Origin of the sequence: uncultured Dokdonia sp. (assembly GCF_947492535.1) — a bacterium.
In the GTDB taxonomy this organism is placed as follows: Bacteria; Bacteroidota; Bacteroidia; order Flavobacteriales; family Flavobacteriaceae; genus Dokdonia.
Genome location: NZ_CANLNH010000003.1, coordinates 61,281 through 74,356, shown reverse-complemented (window position 1 = coordinate 74,356; position 13,076 = coordinate 61,281). Strand labels below are relative to the sequence as shown.

General features: G+C 33.4%; 11 protein-coding genes and 1 pseudogene. 5 read left to right on the top strand and 7 right to left on the bottom strand.

Going from position 1 to position 13,076, the window contains the following annotated elements; genetic code table 11:
• Positions 1–4 precede the first annotated feature (4 nt).
• The 3 genes from Q1A60_RS05085 (at position 5) to Q1A60_RS05075 (ending at position 4,487) form a co-directional block, all read left to right on the top strand.
• Positions 5–1,789, top strand: a complete 1,785-nt coding sequence (locus Q1A60_RS05085) for a SusE domain-containing protein (RefSeq protein ID WP_299767265.1) — start codon at positions 5–7, stop codon at positions 1,787–1,789.
• 273 nt (positions 1,790–2,062) lie between these two features.
• Entirely contained in the window at positions 2,063–3,565 is a 1,503-nt protein-coding gene (locus Q1A60_RS05080; RefSeq protein WP_299767266.1) for a glycoside hydrolase family 30 protein, read from the top strand.
• Between the two features lie 433 nt (positions 3,566–3,998).
• On the top strand, positions 3,999–4,487 hold the full coding sequence (locus Q1A60_RS05075) for a thioredoxin family protein (protein ID WP_299767267.1): 489 nt from the start codon (positions 3,999–4,001) through the stop codon (positions 4,485–4,487).
• 23 nt (positions 4,488–4,510) lie between these two features.
• Here the strand turns inward: Q1A60_RS05075 and Q1A60_RS05070 are convergent, their stop codons facing one another.
• The 4 genes from Q1A60_RS05070 to Q1A60_RS05055 all read right to left on the bottom strand — a co-directional run bounded on the left by Q1A60_RS05070 (position 4,511) and on the right by Q1A60_RS05055 (position 9,006).
• Positions 4,511–5,047, bottom strand: coding sequence for a DUF4252 domain-containing protein (locus Q1A60_RS05070; protein WP_299767268.1), 537 nt, complete (start codon positions 5,045–5,047; stop codon positions 4,511–4,513).
• Between the two features lie 73 nt (positions 5,048–5,120).
• Positions 5,121–6,287: a BamA/TamA family outer membrane protein gene (locus Q1A60_RS05065; protein ID WP_299767269.1), complete on the bottom strand. Its 1,167-nt coding sequence runs from the start codon at positions 6,285–6,287 to the stop codon at positions 5,121–5,123.
• 603 nt (positions 6,288–6,890) lie between these two features.
• Entirely contained in the window at positions 6,891–7,088 is a 198-nt protein-coding gene (locus tag Q1A60_RS05060) for a hypothetical protein (RefSeq protein WP_299767270.1), read from the bottom strand.
• Between the two features lie 184 nt (positions 7,089–7,272).
• The gene (locus Q1A60_RS05055) at positions 7,273–9,006 is read right to left on the bottom strand and encodes a hypothetical protein (protein WP_299767271.1); all 1,734 of its coding nucleotides are present in this window, start codon (positions 9,004–9,006) and stop codon (positions 7,273–7,275) included.
• 226 nt (positions 9,007–9,232) lie between these two features.
• Between Q1A60_RS05055 and Q1A60_RS05050 the strand changes: the two genes are divergently transcribed.
• Both Q1A60_RS05050 and Q1A60_RS05045 read left to right on the top strand, forming a co-directional pair.
• Positions 9,233–9,472 (top strand): hypothetical protein, encoded by a 240-nt coding sequence (locus Q1A60_RS05050; protein ID WP_299767272.1) that lies wholly within the window; start codon positions 9,233–9,235, stop codon positions 9,470–9,472.
• Complete coding sequence (locus Q1A60_RS05045) at positions 9,472–9,717, top strand: hypothetical protein (protein WP_299767273.1); 246 nt, start codon at positions 9,472–9,474, stop codon at positions 9,715–9,717. The genes Q1A60_RS05050 and Q1A60_RS05045 overlap by 1 nt, the downstream gene beginning before the upstream one ends.
• Positions 9,718–9,729: 12 nt before the next feature.
• Here Q1A60_RS05045 and Q1A60_RS05040 read toward each other — a convergent pair whose 3' ends face one another.
• From Q1A60_RS05040 to Q1A60_RS05030, 3 genes and pseudogenes are all read right to left on the bottom strand, one after another.
• Positions 9,730–10,536: a DNA alkylation repair protein gene (locus Q1A60_RS05040; RefSeq protein ID WP_299767274.1), complete on the bottom strand. Its 807-nt coding sequence runs from the start codon at positions 10,534–10,536 to the stop codon at positions 9,730–9,732.
• A gap of 82 nt (positions 10,537–10,618) precedes the next feature.
• A complete protein-coding gene (locus Q1A60_RS05035; RefSeq protein WP_299767275.1) occupies positions 10,619–11,575 on the bottom strand; it encodes a hypothetical protein in 957 nt (318 codons plus the stop codon).
• A 3-nt stretch (positions 11,576–11,578) separates the two neighbouring features.
• Positions 11,579–13,059, bottom strand: a pseudogene (locus Q1A60_RS05030) (MBOAT family O-acyltransferase).
• Between the last annotated feature and the right edge of the window lie 17 nt (positions 13,060–13,076).

Below are 13,076 nucleotides of genomic sequence, written 5' to 3'. Positions count from 1 at the left end.
AATTATGAAAACACAAATAAACAAATTAAGTTTACTTTTTATCTTTATTTCTTTACTTGCACTTACTAGTTGCGAAGAAGAAAATAATATAGATGCTCTATCTACTTTTGAACTTTCAGGACCTTTATTATTATCGCCTCAGGCAGACTTTACTCTTAATCTTGAAAGCCAAAATAGTAATGATATCGTAAGATTTGAATGGGAATCTGCAAACTCAACAGGAGATTTCTTAATCACGTACACATTTTTCATCGATCTATTAAATGGTGATTTTAGTGAACCTATATTATCTCAAACTACGTCTAATAATGGAGCAGAGACCTTCTTTGAATTAACTCAAGGAGAATTAGATGTCATTTTATCCAATGCTGGTTTTGAATCCAATGAAGTGGCATCGGTAAAATGGGGTGTGAGAGCTCAATCTATAAATCAAATTACCGAGGTTACTTCTTTTGATATAAACATTCGACGTTTTGATGCTCAAGTCCCACCAAATAGTTTATTTATAGCAGGTGATGCCACAGAAACTGGAAATGACATAAGTAATGCGATACAGTTAAGAAGATTACCTAATGCAGATGGATCTCTAACAAATATTTTTCAATTATATACTTCATTACAAGGAGGCTCAACTTATAATTTTTATTCTTCACAAAACGAAGATATGGCTTTGACATATACAAGTAATGGAGAAAATATTGAAATAGGAGATGCAGGAATTAATGTCGTTCAAACTGGGGTTTATAGGATAACAGTAGACTTTAATTCAGAAACATTAAACTTATTTAATATAGATAGATGGAGTATTGTTGGTAATGTAATACCTGATGGCTGGAATGGCGATCAAGCATTAGAGTATCAAGGAAATGGTATATGGCAATCTACTATAGAATTAATAGATGCAGATCCAGGAGATGCAAATAAGAGATTCATTTTTAGAGCAAATGAAGACTGGGAACAAGTATTAAAAATTATTCCTGAGTCTACCAATGAACTAGCATTTGAAGCTACAGCAGGAGAATTTGGCTACACAAGTTTAGAAGATGTTCCCGTTTCTAATCTAGGCTTTAGGTTAATCACTTTAAGTTTGAATGGTAACGGTTTTTCATTCACTAACGAACTAGGAGAAGAAGAAGAAGAAGAAACACCACTTGAAACCCCAGATCAATTATATCTATCCGGAAGTGCAACAGAAACTGGTTCTGATGTATCTAATGCGCTATTAATGAATAGATTAATTAATGAAGACGGGAGTGAGTCAGAAATTTTTGAAATATTTACTTCTCTTACAGGTGGAGAGAGTTATAACTTCTTTGACGAAAATATAGCAGAATCTATTTCATATACTGTAAACTCAGGAACTTTAGAGCTTGGCAATAACCCTATTGATGTCTCGGAAACTGGTATTTATCGTGTCACAGTAGATTTTAATAATGCCACCGTAGCACTTTTTCAGATTACAAATTGGAGTATTGTAGGTAATGTAATAGAAAATAGCTGGAACGGAGATGAACCATTGGATTACCAGGGAAATGGCATTTTTCAGGCTTCTATAAATCTTATAGATGCAGATCCAGGAGATGACAATAAACGATTTATTTTTAGAGCAAATGAGGACTGGGCTTTAGTTTTTAAAGAAATTCCTGAAACTGATATGGAATTAGCCTTCGAAGGTACAGCAGGAATGTTTGGCTACACCCAATTAGACGATATTTCTGTTTCTAATTTAGGTACGCAACAAATTACACTAACTTTAAATGGCTCTGGTTACAGTTACACTATCAACTAAATTGATATAAAAACCTGTTGTGCATTTTGAATAGATTTCTTGATCTTCCCCTCCTGCCTGAAGAGTGAATAGAAGAAATCTTCATTAGTTTCTTTAGGATTAGACAAAAACAATGAAGATTAAACAGACTAATAGCAAGTAGCTATTTAATCAAAATGCACAATGGGTCATGTAAAGTATTAATTTAATCTAAGGAGGATTCCTATAAAACCCCCGTTTTCTAAATAGATTGTAAAATATATCTATTCAGAAAATGGGGTAAAATTTAAAACTATGTCATTATACAAACTCAACGTATTTATTATCTTATTTTCTTTTGCATCTTGTACTGAAATAACAGTAAAAGATGGTACGCTTTCGCGAAAAGAAGACAATTCATTTTTTGCGAAATCCAATCCTATAAAAAGTATAGGTATAAACGGTGTGCAGGTTTATACCACGGCAAATGATACAGATCTACGCCTATCTAAAACCAATACACTTCAATTTATTAGCGCAGTTCAAGCACTAGAATCTGAAGTAAGTATTTTCGTAAATCCAAATAAAACCTTTCAAAGCTTTTGGGGTATAGGTGGTGCCATTACAGATGCCTCATCAGAAATTTTTGCAACTCTAAGTCCAGAAAAACAAGATGAATTTTTAAAGGCGTACTATGATAAAGAAGACGGTATAGGTTACTCTCTTGCTCGCACCACGATCCATAGCTCAGACTTTTCCAGTGCTAGTTATACATATGTTACTGATGAAGCCAAAGAGCTCTCTACCTTTAACATAGACCACGACAGGAAGTATAGACTCCCATTAATAAAGAGAGTGATTAAAGCTGCTGGTGGAGAAATCCCTCTATATGTGAGTCCTTGGAGTCCTCCTGCATTTATGAAAACCAATAAAAATATGCTACAAGGAGGTAAACTTTTACCTGAATATGCCTCATCGTGGGCATTATATTATGCAAAATTTATTAAAGCATATGAAAAAGAAAAAATTCCGATCTGGGGACTTACAATACAAAATGAACCTATGGCTACTCAGCGTTGGGAATCTTGTATTTATACAGCAGAAGAAGAAAGAGATTTTCTTAAAAATCATTTAGGCCCTACGCTAGAAAGAGAAGGTCTTGGAGATAAAAATATTGTTGTATGGGATCATAATAGGGATCTCATAACAAATAGGGCAAATACAATTTTTGATGACCCTGAGGCATCAAGATATGCTTGGGGAATAGGTTTTCACTGGTACGAAGTATGGGCTGGTGGTGAATATATGTACGAGAATCTTGCCAGAATAAATGAATCTTATCCTGATAAAAAGCTTCTTTTTACTGAAGGTTGTGTTGAAAGTTTTGATGAACAAAAATATCAATTTTGGCCTAATGCAGAACGTTACGGACAATCTATGATTAATGATTTTAACAATGGAACAGTAGGTTGGACTGACTGGAATATTTTATTAGATCACACAGGTGGACCCAATCATGTTCAAAATTTTTGCTTTGCACCTATCCATGCGGATACTAGAACAGGTGAGCTTATTTATACTCCATCATATTATTATATAGGTCATTTTTCAAAATTTATCAGACCAGAAGCAAAAAGAGTGAGCACTTCTTCAAGTAGAAGCCATTTATTAAGCACTTCCTTCTTGAATACAGATGGTAAAATGGTTACTGTTGTCATGAATAAGAGTAATCTAAAAATAGATTATAAACTTTACCTAGGTAATAAGTCTGCAAAAGAAACCATTGCTCCACATGCAATACAAACTCTTATTTATTGAGATCTTTATGACAGACGGTATAAAAAATGAGTTTTTTAAAAATATGGGGTCTGTAAATTAAACTCTGTCTGTTGTTTCATTACCTCTGAGGCTAGTCCCAAGTATTTTAAACTTACATCTTGCACTTATGAATTGAACTTAAAAAAAACTATTTATATAATAAAATAAAAATAATAGAAAGTAGGTGTTTAAAACTCTGATTCACCATTTTGATAAACAAGTGAGTTTATTAGACTTTAAAAAATAAAACCCTTTCATAAACTCTTCAATTTCAAGTAAATCTTGTATTAAAAAGTTTGAACTCTGAATGCTCGAGGTCACTTAAAGCGAAAAACCACACTAATATATAGACATTCTTATTTATGCCATTTGGCTAAACGGTGTATTTCATTTACCTTAATACATGATTTGTAATCAAAAACAGCTATATATCATGAAGGTTTTCACAATTCTCATTCTTGTTCTCATCTCCATTCCTAATCTAATCGCTCAAGAAGAAATCCGCACAGACGACTACGGACTTAGATGGCATCTAGATTTTGAAAAAGCACAAGCACTAAGCAAAGAAGAAAAAAAACCTATGCTCATCTATTTTACAGGATCTGATTGGTGCGGTGCCTGTATACTTTTAGAAAAGAAATTTTTCTCTACAAAACAATTCAAAAAAATCTCCCAGCATTTTATACTTATTGAATTTGATTTTATAAAAGATACATTTGATGAAGATTTCGTTATGGCTCATATAGACGAATGGCGCCCTAAATTTGATATCAAAGAAAAATATAATGTAACAGCATTTCCTACAACAATATTACTAGACAACAAAGGGAATGTAAATGGGAGGATTATTGGTTATTTAGGGGATAAATCAAAAAAGAAATATTTAAATGTCCTTAATGCAATACTGGATGCTAGTTTTTAATACCATAAGCATTAGATACATTTTCAATTTTGTATAATTCCTGGAGTATTAGAGCTCGTATTCGTAAATTGATTTATGAGTCCTTCTCCCAACTTATCAAAATCTTTATTTGCTACCATTTTCCTAATTTGCACAGGGTTAAAATTTCCGTTGAAATATAAAAAGGAACCTTTTGTTGCATCATTTTTATACACGAGAATTTCTTTTACCACATCCCCTCGTTCTCTTATAGAAATTACATTACGTTTATTGTCATCATTATTACGGTATACTTCTATAAAAGAACTACCTGTTATTTTTGTCATTTGCTCATTTAAATACTGTGTACGCTCTGACGTTTTACTTGGAAATTGCATATAACGTATATCTCTAGTATTACCGATAAGTGTATTCGCTTCTGGTGAGATACTACTTAATAGTGTAAACATAAATCTAGGTACACGAACCGCTTTTACTTGATTTTCATTTTTATGGGTGTTATAAAAAGCGTCTATAGAATTATAGCTCCCACAAGAAGTAAGTAAGGCAATACTAATCAATACTAGTAGTCTTTTAAACATAAAGTAATTTTTAAAATTGTTCTAAATATAAGTAAGTAAATAGACAATTTTAGAATTAAACCCTCTAAGTGTATTAAAATGCTTCAGCGATGGTGAAGTAGAAATAATTAGAATTTTGCCCAAACCCATAGTCAAATCGCAGATTTAAATTTTCGGTTTTATCCAATTTAAAACGTACTCCAGCACCATAATTGGGTCTAAAATTAGAGAGTTTAAAATCTGGTACTCTATTTGCTACATCTCCAGCCCCTACAAAGGCTACAGCACCCCATCGAGAATCTCCAAAAGACTTACGGTATTCCATTTGTCCAGCAACTAGATGTCTATCTACATATCTACCTTCTCGATACCCTCTCATAATTTCATTGCCTCCTAGTAATGCCAATTCATTAAAAGGAACATCACCACTTGAAAAACTCCCAAGTAGTTGAAAACCTAAAATATCTTGTCCGTTTTCTGATAATCCAAGGAAATGACGAACATCAAAACGTGTTAACTCAAAAGAATGTGTACCTCCTAAGGCTTTCCCATATACGCCATAGGTCGCTTCTATATACCAACCATTTTCAGCATTAAGTATATTATTCCTACTATCATATAAAACTGCTGCTTCGACACCTGATGAAGTACTTCCATTAAATCCTGAAATAGCATCCGGACCAACGGCGATGGCTTCTTCTTCTTCAAATGCTACATTCGAAATGGTATTGTAACGTATACCCGCTCCAATAAAAAGATATCTTGTAAACATTTGTTTTAAAAAAATAGGCTCAAATAAAAACTGATAGTAATTATATTCAAGTTCATTTTCTTTGGGGCTATCACGCCCTATCCCATAAAACAAACGCGGATAATTTTGAAATAGTAAATTACCTTCTATCACCCATTTTTCTTGATTTGTAAACACCTCAAAACCTGAGTAAAATATAAACTGGTTATTAAGCGTATATCGAATAGACATTGGAATATTTGAAGCCCTTGTCTCTTCGCCACTACCATTAAATTTAAATAGGTATTTAGCTCCAGTTCCTATCGCAAGATTTGTTTCTGGACTATAGGTCATGACTGGTGCTGCAATAAACTTCTGTAAATAGAGCGCCGAATCTTTTTGATGTGCTTTTTTATTGGGATAAAAAGTGAAGAACTCAGCTATTTTTTCTAGGTTTTGGCTTTGTACAAATTGACAATTAAAAACAATTAGAGCAAGTAAAATAGTGGTTCTTATGCTAATTAACTTCATTATAGATTTGGTATTAGTACTGCAAGTTTAGCATCTTTTGATTTAGAATAACACTAAATAATAAATTTTAACGTATCATAAAGCCATTTTTGGCTTCATTCAATGAATTCTAAAATGCATAGTTAATAGTAAGTCTATTTTTTTTATTAAATTTAAAAGAATTTAAAACAAACCATTATGGGAGTAGGAGGAATTTTATTTGCTAGTCTTGCGATTTGCTTAGTATTAGGCATCATAGCAATGCTTCAAGGTGAATAATTCAATAATTTACCAATACAGTTATAGTCTTTCAATTACGGTACATCTATTTATATAGATACTCTAATTGACTACCAACTGTCTTTTCTTGATTCGAAATATTTTAGTAATAGAATTAAAATCTCGATTTTTCACCTTATTTAGGATGTATTATCGATCTTTCTTGTGTAATTTTTACAGATGATAAGAACTTATATTTACATTCTAATCAAGAAACTTTCTTACCATCTAGTTTCTTTCTCAAGTACAATAAAATAAGCCCCAATAAAATTGAGGCTATATCATGCTAGATTTTTATCTTTTACAGTATTTCAACTACTATTAAAAGATATATACTTCTTTAAATTATCCACCTGTACTAGGCGAGCAAACTCCTCCTGAGCAAAAACCAGTTGGACAATGTGGAAAACCTGTCAAGCAAGCCAAACCATCTGATGTTGGGCCACAACTTGAGACATATTCAGTAGGTCCCCACCCACCTTTAATAGATTTTTGTTTTGCTTTGTTTAAAGCTTTTCCTAAACTTGAAATGTTTTTTATCATAACACTATTTTTAGATTAACAATACTCCTAAGTTAGTGAAATATTTGATTATCAGCAAATTACGGTTTTACCGTAATTATAACGATACACAGCTACATAAGAAACGTAATTCTTGATCTAGCGCTAAAACAAAAATCTATCGCTACATCGAAATGGATTTTTAAATGTTAACTATTGCGATAGCTTACTTAAGTCCCAGTGCTTTTTCAAGAAATGCCAACCCTTCATTATTATTTGCTTTTAACCCATCATTAATAAATTGCATCATCTCCTCGTAAGTTAAAAAACTCTCTTTATTATTTTCAGGTACTGTCGTTGCATTATAATAGTAACAGGTAAATGCATGCAAATAGCCTGTTGATTTTTCCTTGATTCCCATAGCAGGATTTGCTACGGTAGTCACTTTATACTTCGTATAAATCAACTTTGGTGTATTCATATACTTACTTGGTTTTGCTGGATAACTCCACGTTACCGGAGTAGAAGTCAGTGTTTTTGATTCAAAAACTTGGAGTTCGGGAACAGCAACACAAGTGCCTCCGCAATTAAATCCTGAACAGAAGGTATTTCCTTCACACAATCCATATCCAAATAGTGAAGCGATATCATTTCCAGCTTCAGCAAGCGTAGGTCCAGCTCCAATATGAAAAGGAGGACTTTGCACATTATCAAAAGCCACAATATGAAAATCTGTATCATCTCCATTTGCTTGTAAAAAATTGACAATCTGTGCAACTCCTGAATTATCTACAGCGCCTCCATCTGCAAAGCTTACGCTTATAGAAGATGCTAAATCACTAATAGACGTGCCATCTTGAGCTACGTCATATGTTGCAATTCCATTTTTTAAACTAAAATTTAGTGCCGAATTATCTGCGGCATATGAAAAATCCCATCCTCCTGATGCATTTTCGCTTGCTGCAAAACCTACTGCAGCACTGGACGCTGCTGCTGCATGTAGCACTTCTACCTGATCATTATTAATAGGATTTGCTATCGAGGCGTTTCCAGTATTAGGATTATTATCTGTTTGTTGTGAATATGCTATATTAAATTGTGTGCTCGCTCCAGCTTCTGGGAAAAATGGAGGCATTGTCAAATTTGAGTTTGTGCTTTGAGCACTACTGGAAAAGATAACAGGCGTTACATCGGGTACTACGCCACTACTACAAGAACCTCCATTTTTCCCATGAGTATTTGCCGTACTATTATAACAGGCTTGATAAAATTGATTATATCCCCTTCCTGAAACACCTCCTGCTGCATTTAATACTACATTATTAGTCAACATCGTAGAAGCCAGAAACAACGATTTATCATTTGCCCATGACTGACGTGATCCATTTAATGTTTTACCGTTAAGAAAATAATCTTTAAAAACTAAACTTTTGACGACTTCATTCCATTCAAGATGTATACCTGAATAATACGAAATCACACATGCCGAATAAGCTTCCCCACTTGCTGAACTACAATGAGAGATATCATTAAAAAGATTTTGTTGTCCTCCTAGCCAGCCTCCATTCATAGTATCTCCCCAATTTTTGAGAGCTATCGTTTCTATGTTTGTAACGAACTTTGGAGAATATATTAGCATAGTACTAAACCAACTTCCTCCTGAGTTTGAGCCTATGCTCTCTACATGCTGAAATACATTATCTAACTTATTTCCATTAGTTTCTAACAAAGACATCGTCCATGCAGTATGTCCTGTGTGCGCGCGCCATCCACCGCCAGCGAAGGCTACATGAATATTATCTGACGAAGATGTTTCTACCGCTGTTCCTTTTGCAGTATCTTCATCTGGACTTGCCGTAGAGATTATCTTATCACAACTTATACTCAAAAGTAACGTCGCAAATAAAAGGATCAGGTTTCTAAACTTAGGGGTTGCATTTTCTTGAAATAAACGTTTCATAATATGTGAGTGGGTTAGTGATTTACAGATACGCACTAAATCTAACACATTGTTTAAAAGGATAATAGCGTATTTTTACTTGTTTTAACAATCCAGTTTAGTATTGATTTTTTGAAATAAAAAACGAATCTTTTATGTAAGCCTGTAATCTATAGTCGACAAAAAATCAATCTGTTTTTATTGTGATTAATAGTAAATCATAAATACATACAGTAAATTAGAATCTATGATAGAAACAGAAATGAACATTGTTGATTTTGCTCAACGTCAAAAACATATTCAACAAGAAGGAATTGCAAACATTCTTGTTAATAATACTTATACAGGTATTGATAAGGGAAAACCAATGATTTTATTACACGATATTACTACATACTCATTTGTGAATATGAATGTCATATACGCTTTCGCGAAAATATATCGAGTTATATTCCCAAAACATCCCTTAAATTTCTTAAATAGCTAATGGAATTTCATACGATACTAGGTTCTATAGGTGTTACATTATTATTGACCGCCTATATATTATCACTCTATAACAAACTCACTACTCAAAGTCTTGGATATATGCTTCTTAATTTCATTGGAGCTAGTTTAGCAATGTGGTCTTCATATCTTATAGATTTTATACCCTTTGTCATACTAGAAGGTACGTGGGCATTAGTTTCTTTAAAAAGTTTATTGAAAAGTAGAAAGCCTCAAAACACATAATACAAGGTAATTTTACTTCTTTTTCTCAATAGTTCGTAGCCCTTTTTTAATGATATATAATGTTTCTTTAGAAGGCGTTCCTTTTTGCCAAGTAGTACATAGAGATTGTATCCAAGCTGGTTGCGATTTACTAGCATCATTTAACCAATTTCCTACGGAATCACGTACGTATTTAGAGGGATCAGATTTTAAAGGTTCTAGAATAGGGAGTCCTTTTTCTGGTTGCTCTTGAAGTTGTGTGATTTTCTTGGTCCACACTCCTATAGGTCTTACGACCTCAGCAGCATATCTACGCACATTTTCGTCAGTATCTTTTGTCCACGGCGTCAATAAAGCAATCGCGGTGTCCAAATCTTCAATAAGACGCTCTTTAGTTGCAAAAATAACTACTTCTCGTACGCCAAAGTGGGTGTCGGCAGCATAGGGTTTCATCGCAGTGAGTAATGCCTCTGTCGAGTCATAAAAAAGACTTTCGGTCCAACAGGCCCAACATCTTACAATATCACTTGGGTGTGTGGCTAAGTACGCTTTCGCGAAAGCGGAATCAGAAAGCTGCGCAAAGGTTTCTCCTATTACTTTGGTATTGCTATTTGCCGTTGGCTTCTTTTGAGCGTTTACAGCCGCTGTAAACGACGGAAACCAATCCATCTTATCGAGAGGTTCGAGCACCGTTTTTAACAACACTAATTGATCTGTAGCCAACCATTCCATTAAGTTTTTGGTTTCTACTTTTCCCGAATTCAGATAGTCTAACACTTCAGGGTTTAAATCTTTTAGACTTCTTGGGCCTTTTCTATTGATAATATGTTCTGGTATCATATACTAAAAGTATACAATTTGTAAAAGATGGCAACTATAATTTCTAAAAAGGACTTTAGTTATTGCGTAGTACACACTATACCTATTGTTTAAATATTGGTTTTAAATCCTGCGCTAGTTTTTCTGTGAATAATTGGGCGCCTTCTGTATTTAAATGACTCGCATTATAAAAAAAATCTTTTTTAAAAGAGAGTTCATCATTTGAATAGTCAAGAAATACTAAGGAGTATTTTTGAGCTATGTCTCTATACATCGTCATCGCCTCTTCCCTATTTACTACATAGTGTTGTCCAGCTATATACTCTGGGGCATAAACAAACGTCACAGTGATACCATCTCGTTGGCATTCTTGCACAAAATATTCTAATAGTGTTCTCGTTTCTGAATGAAATTGAATGGTATATTTTTTTTCACTGGCTAATAGACTATCTACACTAGCATCCCATTGTAGATCAAAACTTCTAAATCCTTTTTGTCTAAAATTTGTAGTATCCTCTTCTGGATATAATAGATAACTATTTGCTTTTTTAATAGTCGCTATTCTTCCTGCATAACGCACAAAAGGTATATAATAATCGGCTTTACTAAATCCTTTATAACTCGATGTGTACTCTGTTATGTTTTTATTCCATAACATATAGGGTAAAAATTGCTCTTGATTATATAGGTCTTCTCTTTTTTGTAGCGTAAACGCATCTACACTTACTATAATATGATGGGGTTTCTTATTATGTTTTATGTATTCTAAATGTCGTAAATATTGTATTCTAAAATTATGACCATCGACACCAAAATTGTATACTTTTTTTCCAAGATGTGTTTCTAAAATTTCTGGATTAATTTGTACCCAAGCTCTAGACGAACCATATATAGCAATATCTCCATCGATTTTGTTTTCATAAATCGCATTCCAAACTTCATATTCACCATGAACACCATGGTCTTCTTTTAGAGCATTAGAAATCAAATAGTCCAATGGATAACTCAGAGCGACTAAAGGCAAGATGAGATACGCTAATTTTAGTAAAAACTTTCTCATCACTTAAAATTGAAAATAAATAAATTGTTGCTCACTTCCTCTAAACCATAGTATTGCAAAAGCAATCCCATAGTATAATGTATAACGTAATGCTGCTTTATGTTTTGTTCCTATTGTCTGAATTGCATAGGTTCCTTCTCTACCTATCCATTCTACAATTAAAAAGCATAGAATCAATAACAGTTCTTGGATTGGAAAAATCTCTGGAACATGGAATAATGAAGCAGAAAAAATAGTAGTAATATATTGCCAAGCATGTGTTATATTTTCTGCTCTAAAAAATATCCAAGCCAATAGTGTCAATGAAAATGTACTTATCATTTTAACGACATCATTTACACTAGGCACCCATTTTCCTTTAGCAACAATATCAATATGATTTCTATTCTTTTTAGATAAAAGTAACGGCAAGAAGTATAGTGCATTTAATATACCCCATACAATAAATGTCCAATTAGCACCATGCCAGAAGCCGCTTATAATAAAAATAATAAAGGTATTCCTTACTTGTTGTCTAACATTTCCTCTACTTCCTCCTAAAGGGATATATACATAATCTCTAAACCATGTGGACAGAGATATATGCCAGCGTCTCCAAAATTCTGCAATACATCTAGAAAAATAAGGGAATGAAAAATTCTGTTTTAAATCAAATCCAAATAAACGAGCGGTTCCTATAGCGATATCTGAATAACCTGAAAAATCTCCATAAATCTGAAAAGCAAAAAATAGCGCTCCTAAAACTAAGGTACTTCCTGATAATTCGTTAGAGTTGGCGAAGATATAATTTGCATACTCGGCACAATTATCGGCAATGACTATTTTCTTAAACAGCCCCCAAAGGATTTGTTTCATCCCGTCTACAGCTTTTGCATACTCAAACTTTCGTTTTATATAAAATTGCGGTAATAAATGGGTAGCTCTTTCTATAGGACCTGCAACCAACTGAGGGAAAAAACAAACAAAAGCAGCAAAACCAATCATATCTTTTGCGGGCTGTAACTTCCCTCGATATATATCTATGGTATAACTTAAGGTTTGGAAGGTATAAAAACTAATTCCTACGGGTAATATCACCTTAAGAGAGCTTCCCGTAAATTCTTTTCCAAAAAATGAAAATGCCGAGATAAAGTTATCTAGAAAGAAATTGTAGTATTTAAAGAATCCTAAAACGCCAAGATTAACTCCTATACTTACCCATAGTAACAACTTTTTGTGAGACTTTTTTTGCTTTAACGCTTCGCTCTCCCTATGGTCGTGAATCTCACGAGTTCGATTTCGCGAAAGCGTACTCCCCACATAATAATCTACGAGTGTACTTAGTGCTATTAAAGATAAAAATCGCCAATCCCACCACCCATAAAAAGATAACTGGCAACAACTATAAGTATATTCTGAGCATTGATATTCTTTTTAGGAATACACCAATAAAGCACAAAAACAATAGGTAGAAATATGGCAAAATCTAGCGAATTAAAAAGCATAATTACCGTTTGTTTTT

Excerpts from the sequence above, each read along its gene's own strand:
- Q1A60_RS05085 (WP_299767265.1), top strand. The coding sequence starts at position 5 with ATGAAAACACAAATAAACAAATTAAGTTTACTTTTTATCTTTATTTCT.
- Q1A60_RS05080 (WP_299767266.1), top strand. The coding sequence starts at position 2,063 with ATGTCATTATACAAACTCAACGTATTTATTATCTTATTTTCTTTTGCA.
- Q1A60_RS05075 (WP_299767267.1), top strand. The coding sequence starts at position 3,999 with ATGAAGGTTTTCACAATTCTCATTCTTGTTCTCATCTCCATTCCTAAT.
- Q1A60_RS05070 (WP_299767268.1), bottom strand. The coding sequence starts at position 5,047 with ATGTTTAAAAGACTACTAGTATTGATTAGTATTGCCTTACTTACTTCT.
- Q1A60_RS05065 (WP_299767269.1), bottom strand. The coding sequence starts at position 6,287 with ATGAAGTTAATTAGCATAAGAACCACTATTTTACTTGCTCTAATTGTT.
- Q1A60_RS05060 (WP_299767270.1), bottom strand. The coding sequence starts at position 7,088 with ATGATAAAAAACATTTCAAGTTTAGGAAAAGCTTTAAACAAAGCAAAA.
- Q1A60_RS05055 (WP_299767271.1), bottom strand. The coding sequence starts at position 9,006 with ATGAAACGTTTATTTCAAGAAAATGCAACCCCTAAGTTTAGAAACCTG.
- Q1A60_RS05050 (WP_299767272.1), top strand. The coding sequence starts at position 9,233 with ATGATAGAAACAGAAATGAACATTGTTGATTTTGCTCAACGTCAAAAA.
- Q1A60_RS05045 (WP_299767273.1), top strand. The coding sequence starts at position 9,472 with ATGGAATTTCATACGATACTAGGTTCTATAGGTGTTACATTATTATTG.
- Q1A60_RS05040 (WP_299767274.1), bottom strand. The coding sequence starts at position 10,536 with ATGATACCAGAACATATTATCAATAGAAAAGGCCCAAGAAGTCTAAAA.
- Q1A60_RS05035 (WP_299767275.1), bottom strand. The coding sequence starts at position 11,575 with ATGAGAAAGTTTTTACTAAAATTAGCGTATCTCATCTTGCCTTTAGTC.